Below are 19,204 nucleotides of genomic sequence, written 5' to 3'. Positions count from 1 at the left end.
ATGATAAACTATCTGTAATCAAGGTGATTACAGAACTTTTGTTTATTAGTTAATGAGTCAAAATTGATCCCCAATGCGCAAAATAGATAAGTTTAATTTTTAAAACTGAACCTTTATTCCGGCAAACCAGGTTCGTCCCATGCCATAATAGACCTGATTGCTGGTGTAGCCTGAACTTCCTTCGGGAATATTGGTTGATGACTGTTCGATGTATTCGGTATCCAACAGATTCTGTCCGCCAAAGATTAGGTTCAATATAAGCGACTTCTTGAGTTGTAGCAAATAATTTCCACTGAATCCAATCAAATCGTATTTCGGAATTTGAGCTTGTTTATAGTCGCTTCGAGCAGCTAGTTCCTTAAAATCGTAAAGTCCGAATGGGGTGTAAATTTGTTCGGCACGGTAATAATTTAGTCTGACATAGAAGTTGTGCATCCAACGGTATTCGGCTTCGGCAAACAGGCTCAGTTGAGGTGTATTTGCCACGCGCAACCCATTTAGCCATAATTCATTTTCAGCTGTAATTTCTTTAGTTGCATTGTAGATGGTAGCTTGTGCATCTTTGGCATATTTCCAATCGCCCAGCGAGCCATTCAGGTTTATTTGAAAATTCTTGGTGAGTTTGTACGACGATTTCAGCTCAACACCCTGGTGTACTTCCGCTATGTTGTTTACTACTCCAAAGGCATCATTTCCAGTCAGATTGGCATATCTGACCATCGACCGGCTTGAAATTTGAGAACGGTAAGCCAAAGCTTCCACTTTGAGCCTTCGACTGAAAATGGTGTATCCAAACTCTGCATCGAAAACCTGTTCGTTTTTAGCTCCATCATTTTTCCAGTTATTTCCTGTGGGGAAAAGTGTAGTAAATAGTGGTTGATACGAACCGTAAGTTAAGTTCAAATGAATGGAATGGTATTTCCAAGGTTTAAAATTGAACCCGGTTTGTGCATGTCCGCCGGGTAAAAGAGTTGATTCAGTTTTTCGCTTAGGATCAGTATTCAAATAGTTGAAATAATCAGTCCGGACGATATTTTGCATGGAAGCCGATCCTGCAATATACCAGTTTAATCGGGAAGCCTGGTGGTTTAAGCGAACCGATACTCCTCCGGTTTGAATTCCGGACAGATAGAAGTACCCAGTTTTGTCGGGCGAATTGTACTTGGTCAGGAATTTGGATTGAAACAGATTTTCAACCGGAAAACCCTCGGCTCGGTTTACGTCGGAGTAGCTCGTAAAACCGTCGGCTCCAATTAAATTATTTATTGCCCCAAAGTGATTGGCACGGTAATCTTCGAGGTTGATGCTGCTGCTAAAATCAGTTTGTTTATTGATGTTTCGGGTGACGATGGTGCGCAATCCCAGACGCGTTTCACTGCTAATGTTTGAAAGAACCGATATTCCTGAAGTTTCGGAATTTATAAATTTACCACTGGCATCAGGAAGACGAAAGACGCCCATTCCGCCTACATTTTGACCCTTATTCCATTCCAAAACCTGATCAAAGGCAATATGACCAAGGGTATCCCGAGCCAATGTGTTGATGGATTGATTGAGTAATTGTCCTCCAAGTGAAAGTAGGGCCGAACGGTCGAATTGAGCATAAACCTGAGTGATGATGTGAGTTTTAACGCGTGGGTGCCAATCGTGAGTTAAACTAACCATCGGGCTGCGCCCGTAATTAGTGCTCACCGAAAGTGGTTTATTGTTCAGGTAGCCCCAATCCGGATTGTGCTTTGTTCCGTAGCGGTTATAGGCACCAATCGAATCCGGAAAATTCCGGTCGTGCTGCTGTATAATTCCGTTTAGGTTTAAAACCAATGTATGGGACTGATTGAATTCTTTTTGAATATTCAATGATAATCCATATTGTTCGAAAGCGGTGTTTTGAGCCAATCCGTTTCCCGCTGTCCGCGAAATTTGGAAGGATGAAGCCAGTCCTTTTTTCGATAATCCGGAATGAACAGTTGCCGAAGTTTTCAGGAACCCTTCGTTCCCATAAACGACAAAAATGTCGGCTCCAGCTTTTTCGTGTGGCGCAATCGATAATACATTTACCAATCCTCCTGAATTGGTTTGGCTTTGAAGATTGGTTGCCTGCCCACTTACCACCTGAATTTGACCGGCCCAGTCGGTCATGCCCGAAAGCATTGAAGAATTTACGCGGCCGGTTTCAGGATTATTTAGCAAAATGCCATTGAAAGTATATGAAGTGTGTGTGTCATCATTTCCCCGGAAGCCAATTCCGGAGTCGTTAAATCCGCTACCGTTGCTTAAAAGGTTCACTGATGGGATTGTTCGGAAGATTTCATTGAATTCCTGATGGCCTGTTTGTTCTGTTGTCTGCCAGGTTGTAAAATTTTCGAGGCTTTGCGGAAACTGGTGTTTGTTTTCGAAAGAGGTGATTTTGTGCTGCAAGGTTCGTCCAACGGCATTGGCCTGGAGCTTGATAATGAACATGGGGGTGGTGATGCCATCGGAAACCGACATGTTGTATTGCTTTCTGAAATATCCGGGATAATTCACTTCCATGAAATAATCGCCACCTTTCATTTTCAGTGTGTACTTGCCCTGTTGATCGGTTAACACGCTGATTAAAGTTCCGGGAATGGTGATGACAGCTTTTTCGAGCGGTTCGTTAAATTCATCGTCGACAACAAAACCGGTAAGTATGCCAAACTTTGGAGCCGCTTTTTTCTCCTTGACTTTTTTTTCACGCGCAAATATAAATCCGGTGTTCAATATTAAAAATACAAACGCGAGTATTGTTATTTTGATGATTCTGTTTTTCTGAATAGATCTGTCTTTTGTTTTCATGGTTTCCTGAATTGGCCCTGCAATTATACCGTTTCTAAGGCGCTTTACCCTATTTTCTCAATACAGGATGCCGCGTTCATTAAACGGAAGAATCTGGAATTTCAGTATTTTTAGATGCGTTTAATTGTCCTTCCAGAGAAATGCATCCAGGGCTTTTGTGGGTTTCCCGTCGTCGCCCCATGCGCTCAATGCGTAATGGCTCCAACTCCGGGCTCCTTCTGGTTCCCAGTAAAACACACCCAGACCTTTGTTGTTGGGTACTTCCAGTACTTTTTTTTGAACGGCAATCAGCATGTCGTAAGTGTTTTGAACTTTAGTGTCTTCGCCACCCACTTCAACCACCATTACTTCTTTCCCGTAACGCGAAACCATGTCGTTCATGTTTTTTGCGAGGTCAACTATTGATAAGGAATAATCTGGTTTTCCTTCGAGCCAATATGGATAATAAGATAAGCCAATGATGTCGTATTTTGCTCCGTTTGCTTTGGCAGCATCGAACCACCAACGGAACCTGTCGTTGTTGTTTCCCTGATCGACATGCAGAATGACTTTCGATTGCGGGCTAACTGTTTTGATAGCCTCGTAACCCTTGTTAATCAGTTGAGCCAGTTGCGGCCAGTTCGTTGAACTTCCTTCCGGATAAACCATTCCGCCTGGAATTTCGTTTCCCACCTGAACCCATTCGGGTGAAACTCCGGCAGCTTTCAAGGCACTCATCACATCAAAAGTGTAAGTATAAAGATCGTTCAGAAGGGTAGGGAAGTCGTGACCTTCCCAGGCTTTGGGTTTTACTTGTTTACTGGGATCGGCCCAAGTATCGCTGTAATGAAAGTCGATCATCACCTTCATTCCAAATTTCTGGGCGCGAACAGCCATTGCAACTGTTTCCTCTTTGCTGCAATGGCCACTAGCCGGGTCATCCGAAGGATTGACGAATGTTCGTAGCCTGATGGAATTGATTCCGTGATCTTTCAAAATCTGGAAACAATCTTCTTCCTTCCCGTTATCGCTGTAAAACTTGTACCCGGAGGCTTCCATTTGTGGTAGCCAGCTGATGTCGGCTCCCTTAGCGAAAGAATTATTTGTCGCAGGAGGATTCTGCGATGGCGCATCTTTGCTGCATCCTGCTAACAAGATGATGGAAAGAAAAAAAGCGATTATTTGGGTTGGTAAAGTTTTCAACTTCACGTATTTTGTGTTGATTATTTATAATATGTTATGAATATCGGCTTAAATTGATTGTTTAAAGTTAGAATAAAACAATAAAACTGCATTTGTTTTGGACTCCTCTCGATTCTATTTTTCCTGTAGCTTTTCTTTCAGGTAATTCGTCATCTTCGTATAAAGGTGCATGCTGGTATTACCGCCACGGATACCATGATTCCGGTTGGTATAGACAGCCATGTCGAACTGAACACCGGCCTGAACCATTCGCTCTGTAAATTCCATCGTATTTTGAAGATGTACGTTATCATCTGCCGATCCGTGAATAATCAAGTACTTGCCCTTGATTTTTTCAGCATGAGAAAGTGGCGAATTATCGTCGTATCCATCAGGGTTTTCCTTTGGGGTGCGCATGTATCGTTCGGTGTAAACGCTATCGTAAAAACGCCAGTTGGTAACAGGAGCTACTGAAATTCCGGCTTTAAAAACCCCGGCTCCCTTTTCCATACAAAGAGCAGCCATAAAACCACCATAACTCCATCCCCAAATGGCAATGTTGTTTTTGTCGACAAACGAGAGAATCCCTATATATTTAGCAGCTTCAACCTGATCATCAGATTCGAATTTCCCCAGTTGCTGATAGGTCATTTTTCGGAACTCTTCGCCACGGGCGCCTGTTCCGCGTGGATCGACACAGGCAACTACAAAACCTTCCTGAGCCAGGAAATCGTCCCATCCAATACTCCACTTATCAAGTACTGACTGCGAATTTGGCCCGCTGTATTGGGTCATCACAACCGGATATTTCCTGGTCGGATCGAAATTCGCTGGTTTGATCATCCACCCATTCAAATCAACTCCTTCGGAAGTTTTAAAGCTGAAAAACTCTTTTTTGCCGATGCTGTAATCTTTCAAGAGCTTTTTCAATTCGTTATTTTCTTCAAGAGTCCGAATCAGCTTTCCGGTCTGATCATGAAGGGTGATGACGTTTGGTGTTTCGGTATTTGTAAACGTATTGATGAAATATTGAAAGCCTGAGCTGAAATCAGCCTGGTTGGTGCCTGTTTGAGTCGATAACTTTCCGGATTTTTTGCCATCCAGACTTACAAAATAAACTTCGCGGCGCATGGGCGATTCTTTGGCTGCCTGGTAATAGAATATCTTTTTTACCGGATCGAAGCCATAAAATGTGGTTACATCAAAATTGCCACTGGTCAGTTGCTTCACTTCAAACCCCTGGCGATCGTAGAGATAAAGATGAGAATAGCCATCTCGTTCGCTGTTCAGAACGATGTATTTGTTGTCAGGAAGGAAAATGAAGTTATCAAAAAAGTCCTCGGAAATGTATCGCTTGTTTTTTTCAGTAAAAAAGGCCCGGGTATCTCCGGTGAACGGATTGGCCAAAACAATATCCAACTTATTCTGAAGGCGGTTTAATTTCATGATTGCCAAATCAGAAGCGTCAGCCGTCCATTTGATTCGAGGTATGTATTGTTCGGTATCATCACCGGTTTCGGCGGTAACGCTGCTTTTTGATTTTAAATCGTAAACAAGTACACTCACAACAGAGTTTTTCTCGCCGGCTTTGGGGTATTTATAATTGTAACTTCCGGGATAAAGCTGATTTTCTTTCAATTCGGGATTTTGTCCCTGATACATTGGCATATTAAACATTGGAACTTCAGTTTCGTTGAATTTAATAAATGCCAGAAATTTACTGTCGGGCGACCATTCAAAGGCCTTGTTGAAACTGAATTCCTCTTCATAAACCCAGTCAGGAGCTCCGTTGATAATTTCATTGGTTTTGCCATCACGTGTGACCTGACTTTCAGTTCCAAACTTCAGACTTTTTACGAAAATATTGTTGTTTCGAACAAATGCAACACGCTCCCCATCTGGCGAAAAAGTTGCCAGTTGCTGAGACCCGTTTGTTGAAAGTGGTGTCATCTCTTTTGTCGTCAGGTTCCAAACGAAGTAATCGGCTGTAAACGAATGACGGTAAATCGGATGCTGGTTTGTAGTAAACAGTATTTTCGTTTCATCGTTGCTGAAATTATAATCACTGAATCCGATAAATCCGGGATTTTCTATTTTAGATAAATCAAATAAAACTTCAACCTGATTTCCGGTTTTATAATTGTATTTCACAATTTTGGTTTGATTTTCCACAGAGGTGTAATTCATTCCGTCATTCATTGATCGTAAACCGGTAATGTTTTTTTGCACAAATAAGCGCCGGCCAGCTACGTCGTTGAGTTCTATCTTTTTTTGTGAAAATGCAGTCAGTGAAATACTTATAAGTATAAGTAAAAAGCTTTTCTTGATGCTCATAATTTTTCGAGTTAGATGGATATTTGTGATGTTAAAACTTCGAATTTTTTTTCACATAAAAAAACGAGTATGTCAGAATACCACAGATTCATTCTTTTTCTGGAATGAAAGTGGAATAAATAGGATAACAATAAATTGATAAACTCTGAAATTTATATCTTTGTTTTGAAAGAAGAAGGATAAAGGGGAAATCAATAAGGCTTAAAAACACTAATTGTTATGTTTATGAAAAAAATGATTTTACTTTTTTGCGCAGGATTTATATTTTTGACCGCCTACTCGCAAACTGATGTAATCCAGGTCCTAAAAGCCGGGAAAAAAGATGCCAATGTTCTTGCCATGGCTTATTTGAATCCTTATGCAATGGCTCTTGGCGATGGCTTGAATAATGGTTGGTATAATACTGCAAAAACACACAAGCAGTTTGGATTTGATTTTAATTTTAGTGTTAGCGCAATACAGGTTCCTAAAAGCGAAACGACATTCGACTTAAATTTACTCGGGTTAACCAATTTGAGTCCGGAAAATGCAGCTAACCATATTGCTCCGACTGTTGCAGGTACTGATCAAGTAGGACCTCGCGTTATAGTTAAAGATGATGAAGGAAATACGATCTCGTCATTTAATACACCTAACGGATTAGGGCTAGATGTGGTGCCAGTGCCAATGGCTCAAATTGGTTTTGGATTATTACCACACACCGATGTTATTGGGAGATTCGTCCCAAAATTGAAATACGATAATAATGGCGATGAAATGAAAATTGGATTTTGGGGATTAGGAGTGAAGCATAATTTTAAGGAATGGATTCCGGTTATTAAATCGCTTCCTTTTGACGCCTCCGTTTTCGCAAGCTATTCTGAAATGAATGCGCAAAGCGAAATTAAGATTAGACCTGGAGACTTTAGTGATGGTGATGTTCGTCTTACAGCTGACAATGCCACAAATCAGATACTGAAATTTAATACAAAGACCAGTAAGTTTGGCCTCATACTATCCAAGAAAATTGGTATTTTAACTGTTTTTGGTGGAATTGGTCACAGTAAAAGTGAGACAGCTATTAACCTATTTGGTAAATATAAGGTTGAGACTTCGACTGGAGAACTGATATTTGATTTAACAGACCCAATTGACCTAACCTTTGAATCCAAAGGTATTTGCATGGATGCAGGTCTTCGGTTAAAGTTGGCATTTTTCAGCCTTTTCGGATCAGTAAATAAAGCTGAATACACTTCGTATAATGCAGGGGTGAGTTTTGGTTTTAGATAATAAAGCAAAAAAGTTTTTTCAACCGGTCAGATCAGGTTCAAATTCGCAACCTGATCTGACCGGTTTTATTTTAGCTTGTTTTGAGTCATTTTTAGGTTTGAAAAACAGACAAATATTGATCAATGTCAGCTATTAATATTTATCTTTGCACCCTGTTTTTTAAAGCAAAATCACGAATGATTAAAATTACTTTACCCGATAATAGTGTCAGGGAATTCGAAAGTGGAGTTTCCGGATACGATATTGCCGAGTCAATTAGTACCAGATTGGCCAAAGATGTTCTGTCGATTTCTGTCGATGGAGAAGTTTGGGATTTATCCAGAGCTATCGATAAAGATGCCAGCATAAAATTATTTCTTTGGGACGATCGGGAAGGGAAGGAAACCTTCTGGCATTCATCGGCTCACTTGACAGCTGAAGCCATCGAGTTTTTCTATCCGGGTACTCAATTCGGAATTGGACCTACTGTCGATAATGGGTTTTATTACGATATCGATTTGCCTCATGGTCAGCAATTAGTTGAAAAAGATCTGGAAAAGATTGAAAAGAAAATAATTGAACTGGCTCGTGAAAAACACGATATTGTTCGGAAAGAAATTTCGAAGAAGGATGCTTTGGAGATGTTTTCGGCAAAAGGCGACGCGTTGAAAGAAGAATTGATCAGCGAATTGGAAGACGGAACGATTACCGTTTATAATCAGGGAAATTTCACCGATTTATGCCGCGGACCTCATCTTCCGAATACCGGATTCATCAAAGCCGTTAAATTGACTTCAATTGCTGGAGCTTACTGGAGAGGCAACGAGAAAAATAAGATGTTGACCCGCGTTTATGGGATTACCTTCCCGAAACAAAAAATGCTGGAAGAATACCTGATTTTGGTTGAAGAAGCCAAAAAGCGTGATCATCGTAAGATTGGTAAGGAAATGGAATTGTTTACATTTTCGCAGAATGTGGGTCAGGGGTTGCCAATGTGGTTGCCGAAAGGAACTATGCTTCGAATACAGCTTGAAGATTTTTTGAAACAAGTTCAGAAGAAGTTCGGATATGAGCAGGTGATGACTCCACATATCGGCAATGTAAATTTGTATAAAACTTCAGGACATTTTGCCAAATATGGGGCAGATTCTTTTCAGGCGATTAAAACTCCGCAGGAAGGGGAAGAATACATGCTGAAACCAATGAATTGTCCTCATCACTGCGAATTGTATAAATTTAAACCACATTCATACAAAGATCTTCCGGTTCGTTTTGCTGAATTTGGAACTGTGTACCGTTACGAGCAAAGTGGCGAATTGCATGGTTTGACCCGTGTTCGTGGATTTACTCAGGATGACGCTCACTTATTTTGCCGTCCTGATCAGATTAAGGACGAATTCAAGAAAGTGATTGATATTATTTTTATCATTTTCAAAGCTTTAAACTTCGAGAATTACTCAGCTCAGATTTCGTTGCGTGATCCGAAAAAGCCTGAAAAATATATAGGTTCAATTGAAAACTGGGACAAGGCTGAGCAGGCTATTATTGAAGCTTCGGCTGAAAAAGGATTGAATACTGTAACCGTGTTAGGCGAGGCCGCTTTTTATGGTCCGAAGCTAGACTTCATGGTAAAAGATGCTCTTGGACGCAGTTGGCAACTGGGAACCATTCAGGTTGATTATAATTTGCCTGAGCGTTTCGAATTGGAATACATTGGCGCTGACGATAAACGTCATCGTCCGGTGATGATTCACCGTGCACCTTTTGGGTCGATGGAACGCTTTGTTGCCGTTTTGATAGAGCACACTGCCGGAAAATTTCCGCTTTGGTTAACACCCGAACAGGTTGTGGTATTACCAATCAGTGAAAAGTTCAATGATTATGCAAAAAGTGTTTCAGAATTTCTAAATAATTGCGATATTCGCACGCTAATTGACGACCGCAATGAGAAAATTGGTCGTAAAATTAGGGATAACGAATTGAAACGTATCCCTTATTTATTGATAGTTGGCGAGCAGGAGGCTGAAAATCAAATGGTTTCAGTAAGAAAGCAAGGCGATGGCGACAAAGGAACAATGACCCATCAGGAGTTTGCTGACTTTATAAAAGCTGAAGTTAAAGAACAATTATCGTCGTTATACAACTAAGAATATAAACTAATAATAGGAGGAATTGGCCATAGCAGTAAAAAGACCATACAATGGTGGAAGAGCAGAAGTTGCTCCTCAGCACAAAATAAATGAGAAAATTCGTGCACAACAAGTTCGTGTTGTAGGCGATAACATCGAAAATCCAGGTGTTTTTTCGCTGTTTGAAGCTCTAAAAATGGCTGATGCACTTGAACTTGACCTTGTAGAAATCTCTCCAAATGCCGACCCGCCAGTTTGTAAAATAACTGATTACCAGAAGTTTCTTTATCAGCAAAAAAAGAAACAGAAGGAAATAAAAGCAAAGACGGTACAAGTTGTAGTTAAGGAAATCCGATTCGGTCCGAACACCGATGAACACGATTTTCAGTTCAAAATGCGCCACGCTGAGAAATTTCTACAGGAAGGCGCCAAGGTAAAGGCTTATGTATTTTTCAAAGGCCGATCGATCTTATTTAAAGAGCAAGGCGAGATTTTGCTATTAAAATTTGCTCAGGAACTGGAGGAAGTTGGCAAAGTTGAACAGTTGCCGCAACTCGAAGGAAAAAGAATGACCATGTTTATTTCACCTAAAAAGAAGAAATAAATTTCTTACATACATTAATTTTTAGGAAGATGCCAAAAATGAAGACGATCTCCGGAGCAAAAAAAAGGTTTAAATTAACCGGCACCGGAAAAATTAAAAGAAAACATGCGTTCAAAAGTCACATTTTGACCAAGAAAAGCACCAAGCAAAAACGTAACCTGACTTATTGGGGAACCGTTGACAAAGCTGACATGTCGAATGTTAAGGCGATGTTGAACATCTAGTTTTCTTTTTTTAGTTATTTAGTTATTAATCGAGTGAATTAGCTTGAAGATTCCGAAAGGAACGCTAACCATTCTAAAATCAGTTTTATGCCAAGATCAGTAAATGCAGTAGCATCGCGGGCTCACAGAAAAAAAATCCTGAAGCTTACCAGAGGTAACTTCGGTGCCCGTAGGAATGTATGGACAGTTGCAAAAAATACCTGGGAAAAAGGGTTGCAATATGCCTACAGAGATAGAAAAGCAAAAAAGAGAAACTTCCGTGCTTTATGGATTCAGCGTATTAACGCTGCTGTTCGCGCCGAGGATTTATCTTATTCACAGTTCATCGGTTTGCTTAAAAAAGCAAATATCGAAATCAATCGTAAAGTTTTGGCTGATTTAGCAATGAATCATCCTGTTGCTTTCAAAGCAATTGTTGATAAGGTGAAATAGGTCATCACCAATTGGGTGAATAAACATACGAAACCTCGCTGAAAAGCGGGGTTTTTTATTTAGCACCAGTTTGATTGTTGATTACCTTTCTGTTATAAAAGATGCGGTAATTTATTGAAAGTGATCTATATGCTATCCCGATTCAAGCCCAACTTTGTCATGAAATACAAGGTTTTCATCAGATCCGATAAAGCTTCTTTCATCGGAATGGAATCTTCATATTTTGCTGCTATTACACTTCGTTGCTTAGGTATTGATATTGTTTATTGCTGATTTTTAACCGAAATATTTTGAATTTTGTAGCGTTTTCGGGACTAGAACTGTGATAACAGAACGCATGATGCTTGATCATAAAATCTGGTTAAACTCTAGTCGCTCACCGTCAGGTCCAAGGATATTGAAATACTTACAGCCATTCGACCAGAAAGGAAGAAATACCGGCTGTTCCTCGATCACTTTAAACGAAGAACTCTTCAGCAGATTAAAAGTCATATCAATGTCATCAACATCGAAAGTGATGTGATCGATGTGGCCATCCTTTCGTTCCCTGATTTCTTTGAGTTTTTTATCAGGAAGTTGGTACAATTCAAGGATCAGGTTCTTATTCTTTAACATGATGCAAGTGCCTGATTCTCCATCTTCATCAAAGGTTGATTGCATGACCTTGCTAAATCCCAATTGATTATAAAAAGCTTCCGAAGCAGCAATATCAGAGACCGGAATGCCGATATGCTGCAAGTGGTTTATTAAATCTTGTAATTGTTTTTCCATTTCTTAATGTGTAAGTGTTGTAAAGGAACAATTGGTGCTACTTTATTCGATAGCAAATTTCGACTAAATTAGGTCAAAAAACTATTGTTGGTGCTTGTTTTTGTATGGCAACTTGATAAATAGATTAATCGTGAATGACTTTGATATGCTTGTTTTTTTATCTTTACGAAACAAAAGATTTTTTGCTTTATGAACTTAAGTATTCGAATCAGTTTGAGATTTGTGTTATGGTTGGTTTTATTTCTGAATCTACTTTATGATACAGACGTATTTGGAGCTGAACCTGAAGGTAAATATGTTTTTAATCGGAGTAAAATACATATTGAGGGTTTAATGTCGCCATTTGAAGCAACGATTGACATCAAGGAACAAGGCCTCCAAAAATACATTCTGAATATTTACCTTCATTCGACTTTTGCAGCAACTCCGCCCTCGTTTAATCTATCGGTGAAATTTCCGAAAGATAAAATCAACCAAATATGGAATTCCAAAACATGGTCAAATAAATCATATTTTACAATTCCATCGTATGATAGGGCAGCCGCTAATTTTTCCATTATTTCAGGTCTTACAATAAACGACCACAACCAGATTACGGTTACTTGCAAAGATGCCTATAAAGCCAAATTTGTGAGTTCAAACATCAAAGAAGAGGGCGACTCGATTGTGTTTAGCCTCGGATTTTTTGAGGACAATCCCCCTCTTTCCAATTTGCAGGATTATCAGGCCGAAGTTTGGGTCGATTTCAGGAGTATTCATTTTTCAAAGGCAATTTACGATGCGTCATCCTGGTTTTTAGAAGACGAATTTAAAAAGGGCGTTGCTACTGCAGATACCACAAATGTTCCTGTGTTTTCGACCTGGTATCCCATGCACCGTAATATTCCACTCGAAAATATTACCAGAGATTTGGATTCGTTGAAGACCTTTAATTTTAAGTCAGTTTTAGTCGATGACGGATGGCAGAGTTTGGTTCAGATGAAAATAGATACTGCATACTCCTACGATGAGAATAGTTTCAAAACGATGAGTTTGTTTAAGAAGAAATGTTCGGATATGGGGCTTCCTTTATATCTGTGGTATTCCATCCCGTTTATTGGAGGTAATCCGGTTATTTTAAAGAAGTTTGATGGCAAATACATCCGATACAGAGCTCCGCGCCAAATGTTTGTACTCGATCCAAGGTATTCAGATGTAAGAAAATATTTGGTCAGTACGTATGCAAATTTTTTATCGACATGGAATTTTGATGGTTATTGGTTTGACTTTCTGAAGGGTTTTTATCCGAAAGAAGGAGCTGTTATTGATCAGGATAAAGGTCGCGATTTTGTTTCCATCGATTTAGCGGTTGATACGTTATATTCCGACATGAAGACCAGGCTCAATGCCATAAAACCTAATTTTTTCATGGGGCAGATATTCTCGGTTGTTGGACCAAATCTGGTGAGTTATCAAAATTTCCTGACTGGATTTGTTGGTGTCGAAAATACTCAGGTTGTGCGCGAAAAGATGGTAAACAATCGCTTACTTTATGGAAAGTTTACCCCATTTATGGAAGTCGTTGCAATTAATCAGAGGGAATCGGAGGAAGATATTGCACGTAAATTGCAATCGGTATTGTTTGGAAATCCTTATCTTTCATTTTATGTAACTACTCTTCCGGAAGCTTCAAAGCAAACGATTAGGTTCTGGCTTGACTATTGGAAAACGAATCACAAAGTTATTTTTGAAGGTAGCTTTGAGCCGATGCAGGTTTCGAGGTTTTATCCCGGAATTAAGGTTGAGAATGAGCAGAAAATTATATACATGGTGTACGAAGATTATACCATTAATTTGCCTGTTGTTCTGAATAAGCCTGTTGATGTTATTAATTCAAAAACGGTAGGAAATATTCAGTTTCTGCTGAATAAGGCTGATGCTCATTATAATTACGAAATCTTCGATTGTAAAGGAGTGAGTACAGAGAAGGGGATCGTTAAATGTAAGAGCAAAAATGCTGTTGATTTTGCTGTTCCTACTGCAGGTTTTATACGGATAACTCCGGGTCAGTAATCTAATATCGCAGGGGAGCTGGTGATTGTTTTCTTAATTTAGGATTTTGGTGGTATTCAATATATAATATTCTCCTTCCTGAAAAATGTTACTACTTTTACCGACTATGACTCAGGAAAGGGAACATATTCTTTTTACAGAAATCAGAAATGGTAATGAGGAGGCTTTTAATAAAGCCTTTGATTTGTATTATTCCCGCCTTTGTTTTTTTTCCGATCAGATTCTTCACGATTTTGATTTATCCAGATCAATCGTACAGCAGATATTTGTCGATCTTTGGATCAAGCGCGACAGACTGCTTGTAGCTTCTCTTCAGGCTTACCTTTATCATTCAACCCGCAATGCTTCGCTGGATGTGCTGAAACACAAAAAAGTTGAATCGCGCTATCTGTCATCACTTGAACCGAATGAATCAATAGTTGAAGCTGATTTGATGGAGGAAGCGGAACTTGCAGCGCGGATCAATGAGGCCATACAAAACCTTCCGGAGAAATGTCGCGAGATTTTTTTATTGTGCCGTTTTGAAGGCTTGAAATATGCTGAAATTGCCGATCGGTTAAATATTTCGGTTAAAACTGTGGAAATGCAGATTAGTATCGCCTTAAAAAAACTTCGAAAGGATTTGTCTGATTATCAGATGATACAACTCTTGTCTTTTTTTATTTCAAAAAAACATCAACTTCCTTACAGGGTAATTTAGCCGCAAATCGTCAAAGGGTCAAATAAACGAATTCCCAAGACGGATGCAAAACGAATACGATCAGATTGAATTAATTATAGCTAAATCTCTTAGTGGTGAAGCAACTCCTGAAGAAGCCAATGAATTGAATCATTGGATAGGGAAATCGCCTTCAAATAAACGGGTTTTCGGTGAGGCTAAGCGCATTTGGGAAAAGAGTCATCCTTTTTTCTCTGCTTCAGAGATTGCTTTCGACCGCGAAAAAATCAAAGATCAGATCATTCAGCAACTTTCGAAACCTGAAAAGCGGGTTGGTTTATCGGTTTGGATATACCGCGTTGCTGCAATTTTGGCCTTACCGGTTATGTTGGGCATTGGTTGGTATTTGGGTTCGGATCGAAACCGTGTAGAAACTGCCATGTGCGAAGTTACAGCGCCCAAAGGCCAGATTTCAAAATGTGTACTAGCCGATGGAACTCAGATTTGGTTAAATGCCGGAACAACCATCAAGTACGATGCAAGTTTAAAAGGTAGCTTTCGCGAAGTAAAATTGGATGGAGAAGCTTATTTCAAAGTGTCGAAAAACAAACATAAACCGTTTTTGGTAACAACCAAATATGCACAAATCAAAGTATTGGGAACTGTTTTTAACATGAAGGCTTATTCAGGAGATAGCAACGTTGAGACCACTCTGGAAGAAGGAAGTGTAGAATTTAGTCTGAACGGGAGTTCGGCTAAACCTGTTGAATTGAAACCGGGAGAGCAGGTTGTTTTTAATTCCTCTGAAAATAAGTTGACTCTTGGTAAAGTAGATACATACTTGCTCACGGCTTGGAAGGATGGGAAATATGTATTTAAAGATGCCGATTTAAAAACTATTATCACTGAATTGGAGCGTTTGTACGATGTTCGAATTCATTTACAGAACGATTCGTTGATGCAGTTACACTTCAGGGGAATGTTTGAATACGAACAGAATATTTTTAGTGCGCTGGAAACCCTTGAAAGAACAACTAATCTGAAATACCGGATGGATGGGCGTGATATCTGGTTGCAGTAGAAAGTAGTTCAAAGTTTCAAGTTTCATGTTCCAAGTTGTTATCCTTTGCCGTTCGCCTTTAGACGACGGGCAATTGGAAGCAGGTTCGCCTTGTTAACGACTATAATACTAACTGAATATAAACTTAAAATTGAAATGACTATGATGAAATAACTGCTTTGCCTTTTATTTCTGCGGTTCCGAACTTCCGGAATAAAAAACAGGAACAGCTGCGAACTGTCCCTGTTGAAAAACGCAGAATGCGAAAAAACGAAAATCATTTTTTTACTTAAAAACAACCAAATTTATGAAAATTTTATGGCAATCGAATGAGGGCTCCTTGTCTTCGTTCAAAAAAATCTGGTTAATTATGAAACTTAACTTTTTCCTGATTCTTCTGACAGTGCTTCAGCTTTCAGCCAATGTCTCGGCTCAGAATACCCGATTGGACTTGAAGATGAAGAATGCTACCATTGCGCAGATCTTTGATGAAATTGAACGGCAGTCGGAAGTGTATTTCTTTTACAACAAAAGTCAGATTGATGAAAACAGAACCATCAGTGTTGACTACCGAAACAAAACCATTGACGAAATCCTGAAAGCGATGGTTTCAGACTTAAATCTTACCTATGAAATTGCAGGTAAAAATATCATTATAAAAGCGGTAAGCCCTGCTGGTAATGGCTTTCAGCAATCTGGGATTAAAGTAAAAGGGGCAGTTAAAAATGCTTCAGGCGAATCGTTACCGGGCGTAACGGTATTGGTTAAAGGAACTACCAATGGCACCATAACTGATGCAGATGGGGTGTATAATCTGACCAATGTTCCCGGAGATGCTACACTTGTTTTTTCGTTCGTTGGAATGAAAAAAATTGAAATTGGCGTTGCTGGTAAAAGTACAATTGATGCTGTTTTGGAAGATGAAACCATTGGCATTGAAGAAGTGGTCGCTATTGGATACGGTACCGTAAAAAAGAGCGACCTTACTGGTGCTGTGGGTTCTGTAAAAGGTGAATCAATTGCTGACCGTCAGGTGACACAATTGTCACAAGCCCTTCAGGGAGCGGTTTCTGGCGTAATGGTTACCCGTAGTAACAATGAGCCTGGTGCAACTGCCAATATTCGTGTCCGCGGGGTTACTACCATTGGCGACAGCAACCCACTGATTATTGTCGATGGCGTGCCGGTTGATAATATGAACGACGTTAACCCGAACGACGTGCAGGATATGTCGGTTCTGAAAGATGCTGCATCTGCTTCTATTTATGGGTCGCGGGCGGCTTCCGGTGTAATCCTGATTACCACCAAACGGGCAAAATCAGGTGAAGTATCTTTAACTTATAATGCTGAATATGGTTTTGAAAAACCAACAGCACAGCCTGAATATGTTGATGCTAAACGTTATATGCAAATGACAAACGAACTTAGGTGGAATGACAACAACAATGGCGCTAACGAATATCCAACCTATGCCAAGGATGTTATCGATAATTACACCACTTTAAATGCCGAAAATCCGAATAAATATCCAAATACCGATTGGACTGGATTAATTTTGAAAAGCAGCGCCCCACGCCAAAGCCATGTTTTGAGCATTACCGCGGGAACAAAGGCTATCCGCACGAAAGTATCAATGGCATACGACAAAACTGATGCATTGTACGAAGGACGTACTTATGAACGAATGACAGCCCGATTTAACAATGATGTCACAATTACAAAGAATTTGTCGGCAAGCATCGATTTAAATTTCAAACGTTCCATCTCTAATCAACCAAGTATTGATCCGATTTACAATGCTCGCATTTCGGCTCCGGTTTATGCTGCGACCTGGGCCGATGGCCGTATTGCTGAAGGAAAAAGTGGAAATAATATTTATGCACAGCTAAAGTATGGTGGTTATAACAACAACTGGTACAACCAGGTTGGTGGAAAAATCTCAATCGATTATACTCCGATTGATGGTTTAAAATTATCAGCAGTTGTATCTCCTACATTAGGTTTCGATAAAGGCAAGAATTTTCAGTTACGGGTTCCTTATTATTCTGCTGATGATCCATCTGTTCTGGCAGGAACAACTCAATGGGGAACTGCAACCAATTTATACGAAACAAGGAACGATTATTCCAGAGTTACTTCTCAATTGCTCGCCAATTACATGAAATCATTCGGGAAACATAATCTGAACCTGATGGCCGGATACGAAAACTATTATGCTTTCAATGAAAATTTGGGTGCCTCACGTCAAAAATATGAATTGACATCTTTCCCTTACCTGGATTTGGGCCCCCTTGATCTTAGAGGAAACAATGGAAGCGCTTACGAGAATGCCTACCGTTCGTATTTCGGACGTGTAATGTACAATTATCAAAACAAATACTTTTTACAGGGAAATATCCGATATGATGGGTCTTCGCGATTCTATAAAGACTATCGCTGGGGCTCTTTTCCTTCTTTCTCTGCAGGCTGGGTAGTTTCTGAAGAATCATTTCTGAAATCAATTCCTGCAATCTCCTTCCTGAAAATGCGTGCATCCTGGGGAACCTTGGGAAATGAAAGAATTGGTAGTTGGGTTAATGGTTCATTTAATCCGAACTATTATCCATACCAGGCTACTATGGCGTTTAATAATGCTTTGTTTTATCAGGGAAGCAACATAGCGGCTGCACAAACGGCTGCACAAACCCAATATGTCATTCAGGACATTTCATGGGAGACAACCGAATCAATCGACTTGGGTATTGATGCCAATTTCCTGAATAATCGCCTACATTTTACCGGCGACTACTACAATAAAACAACCAAAGATATGTTGCTGGCTTTGCAGATTCCTGTTTTCATGGGTTTCGACAATCCGAATCAGAATACCGGAAAGATGGATACCAAGGGATGGGAAGCTGAAATCGGCTGGAATGATAAAATTGGTGAATTAGGTTATTCTGTTTCGGCAAATATTTCTGATTTTAAATCAACCATGGGCGATTTGGGTGGTACAGAGTTTATTGGCGATCAGATCAAGAAAAAAGGAAGCGAATTCAACGAATGGTATGGCTATGTTTCTGATGGGTTGTTTCAAACAGCTGAAGATCTGGCAGCTTCACCAAAAATAAACACAACGGTAAAAGTTGGTGACGTAAAATATAAAGACCTCAGCGGTCCTGACGGAGTTCCAGATGGTAAAATTTCTCCTGAATATGACCGAATGTTGTTAGGAGGTTCTTTACCTCGCTACATGTATGGGGCAAACATCAAACTCGATTACAAAAACTTCGATTTTTCAATGGTTTTGCAGGGAGTTGGCAAAATTAATACTCGTTTGCAAGGCTTGATGATAACACCATTGGTTGAGAACTGGGGAAATATCCCAAAAATACTTGACGGGGCAAGCTGGAGTAAATACAATACCGACGCACAGAACTTGGCTGCAAAATATCCCCGATTAACTTATAACAATGCTGGAAACAATTATTTCATGTCTGATTATTGGTTGATGAATGGACGATATCTTCGGGTTAAAAACATTACCCTTGGCTATAATTTGCCAACTGATCTGACACAGAAAGTAAATCTGCAGCGGGTTAGGGTTTATGCTAGCGCCTCTGATGTGCTGACATTTAATAAATTCCCGAAAGGGTGGGACCCTGAAGTTTCAGACAGTGGTTATCCAATCACTGCTTCTTATGTATTTGGCTTATCAGTAACCTTTTAAAACTT

General features: G+C 39.8%; 13 protein-coding genes. 9 read left to right on the top strand and 4 right to left on the bottom strand.

Annotated features, from left to right (window positions below; genetic code table 11):
- Positions 1-99: 99 nt before the first annotated feature.
- The 3 genes from AQPE_RS02980 to AQPE_RS02970 form a co-directional block, all read right to left on the bottom strand.
- The gene (locus tag AQPE_RS02980; RefSeq protein ID WP_318349563.1) at positions 100-2,817 is read right to left on the bottom strand and encodes a carboxypeptidase-like regulatory domain-containing protein; all 2,718 of its coding nucleotides are present in this window, start codon (positions 2,815-2,817) and stop codon (positions 100-102) included.
- A gap of 120 nt (positions 2,818-2,937) precedes the next feature.
- Positions 2,938-3,999: a glycoside hydrolase family 53 protein gene (locus AQPE_RS02975; protein ID WP_318349562.1), complete on the bottom strand. Its 1,062-nt coding sequence runs from the start codon at positions 3,997-3,999 to the stop codon at positions 2,938-2,940.
- 114 nt (positions 4,000-4,113) lie between these two features.
- A complete protein-coding gene (locus AQPE_RS02970; RefSeq protein ID WP_318349561.1) occupies positions 4,114-6,312 on the bottom strand; it encodes a S9 family peptidase in 2,199 nt (732 codons plus the stop codon).
- Between the two features lie 225 nt (positions 6,313-6,537).
- Between AQPE_RS02970 and AQPE_RS02965 the strand changes: the two genes are divergently transcribed.
- From AQPE_RS02965 to rplT, 5 genes are all read left to right on the top strand, one after another.
- Complete coding sequence (locus AQPE_RS02965; protein WP_318349560.1) at positions 6,538-7,581, top strand: DUF6588 family protein; 1,044 nt, start codon at positions 6,538-6,540, stop codon at positions 7,579-7,581.
- A 176-nt stretch (positions 7,582-7,757) separates the two neighbouring features.
- The gene (gene thrS, locus AQPE_RS02960; RefSeq protein WP_318349559.1) at positions 7,758-9,707 is read left to right on the top strand and encodes a threonine--tRNA ligase; all 1,950 of its coding nucleotides are present in this window, start codon (positions 7,758-7,760) and stop codon (positions 9,705-9,707) included.
- Between the two features lie 25 nt (positions 9,708-9,732).
- Positions 9,733-10,293 carry a translation initiation factor IF-3 gene (infC, locus tag AQPE_RS02955; RefSeq protein WP_318349558.1) on the top strand — a complete coding sequence of 187 codons (561 nt, stop codon included), beginning with the start codon at positions 9,733-9,735 and terminating at the stop codon, positions 10,291-10,293.
- 29 nt (positions 10,294-10,322) lie between these two features.
- Complete coding sequence (gene rpmI / locus AQPE_RS02950) at positions 10,323-10,517, top strand: 50S ribosomal protein L35 (protein WP_318349557.1); 195 nt, start codon at positions 10,323-10,325, stop codon at positions 10,515-10,517.
- Between the two features lie 87 nt (positions 10,518-10,604).
- Entirely contained in the window at positions 10,605-10,949 is a 345-nt protein-coding gene (gene rplT, locus AQPE_RS02945) for a 50S ribosomal protein L20 (RefSeq protein ID WP_318349556.1), read from the top strand.
- Positions 10,950-11,297: 348 nt separating this feature from the next.
- On the opposite strand, the gene AQPE_RS02940 is transcribed toward rplT, so the two are convergent.
- On the bottom strand, positions 11,298-11,720 hold the full coding sequence (locus AQPE_RS02940; RefSeq protein WP_318349555.1) for a VOC family protein: 423 nt from the start codon (positions 11,718-11,720) through the stop codon (positions 11,298-11,300).
- A gap of 189 nt (positions 11,721-11,909) precedes the next feature.
- Here AQPE_RS02940 and AQPE_RS02935 point away from each other — a divergent pair, with 189 nt between their 5' ends.
- The 4 genes from AQPE_RS02935 to AQPE_RS02920 all read left to right on the top strand — a co-directional run bounded on the left by AQPE_RS02935 (position 11,910) and on the right by AQPE_RS02920 (position 19,199).
- Positions 11,910-13,772, top strand: coding sequence for an alpha-amylase family protein (locus tag AQPE_RS02935; RefSeq protein ID WP_318349554.1), 1,863 nt, complete (start codon positions 11,910-11,912; stop codon positions 13,770-13,772).
- Positions 13,773-13,857: 85 nt separating this feature from the next.
- Complete coding sequence (locus AQPE_RS02930; protein WP_318349553.1) at positions 13,858-14,472, top strand: RNA polymerase sigma-70 factor; 615 nt, start codon at positions 13,858-13,860, stop codon at positions 14,470-14,472.
- 43 nt (positions 14,473-14,515) lie between these two features.
- Positions 14,516-15,511: a FecR family protein gene (locus AQPE_RS02925; protein WP_318349552.1), complete on the top strand. Its 996-nt coding sequence runs from the start codon at positions 14,516-14,518 to the stop codon at positions 15,509-15,511.
- A gap of 349 nt (positions 15,512-15,860) precedes the next feature.
- Positions 15,861-19,199, top strand: a complete 3,339-nt coding sequence (locus tag AQPE_RS02920; RefSeq protein ID WP_318349551.1) for a SusC/RagA family TonB-linked outer membrane protein — start codon at positions 15,861-15,863, stop codon at positions 19,197-19,199.
- The last annotated feature ends 5 nt before the right edge of the window (positions 19,200-19,204 follow it).

Origin of the sequence: Aquipluma nitroreducens, assembly GCF_009689585.1 — a bacterium.
GTDB lineage: Bacteria > Bacteroidota > Bacteroidia > Bacteroidales > Prolixibacteraceae > Aquipluma > Aquipluma nitroreducens.
This window is presented reverse-complemented; position numbering and strand designations above follow the sequence as displayed.

What these genes read in the sequence shown, in the direction of transcription:
- AQPE_RS02980 (WP_318349563.1), bottom strand. Translation starts at nt 2,817, where the DNA reads ATGAAAACAAAAGACAGATCTATTCAGAAAAACAGAATCATCAAAATA.
- AQPE_RS02970 (WP_318349561.1), bottom strand. Translation starts at nt 6,312, where the DNA reads ATGAGCATCAAGAAAAGCTTTTTACTTATACTTATAAGTATTTCACTG.
- AQPE_RS02965 (WP_318349560.1), top strand. Translation starts at nt 6,538, where the DNA reads ATGAAAAAAATGATTTTACTTTTTTGCGCAGGATTTATATTTTTGACC.
- thrS (WP_318349559.1), top strand. Translation starts at nt 7,758, where the DNA reads ATGATTAAAATTACTTTACCCGATAATAGTGTCAGGGAATTCGAAAGT.
- rpmI (WP_318349557.1), top strand. Translation starts at nt 10,323, where the DNA reads ATGCCAAAAATGAAGACGATCTCCGGAGCAAAAAAAAGGTTTAAATTA.
- rplT (WP_318349556.1), top strand. Translation starts at nt 10,605, where the DNA reads ATGCCAAGATCAGTAAATGCAGTAGCATCGCGGGCTCACAGAAAAAAA.
- AQPE_RS02940 (WP_318349555.1), bottom strand. Translation starts at nt 11,720, where the DNA reads ATGGAAAAACAATTACAAGATTTAATAAACCACTTGCAGCATATCGGC.
- AQPE_RS02935 (WP_318349554.1), top strand. Translation starts at nt 11,910, where the DNA reads ATGAACTTAAGTATTCGAATCAGTTTGAGATTTGTGTTATGGTTGGTT.
- AQPE_RS02930 (WP_318349553.1), top strand. Translation starts at nt 13,858, where the DNA reads ATGTTACTACTTTTACCGACTATGACTCAGGAAAGGGAACATATTCTT.
- AQPE_RS02925 (WP_318349552.1), top strand. Translation starts at nt 14,516, where the DNA reads ATGCAAAACGAATACGATCAGATTGAATTAATTATAGCTAAATCTCTT.
- AQPE_RS02920 (WP_318349551.1), top strand. Translation starts at nt 15,861, where the DNA reads ATGAAACTTAACTTTTTCCTGATTCTTCTGACAGTGCTTCAGCTTTCA.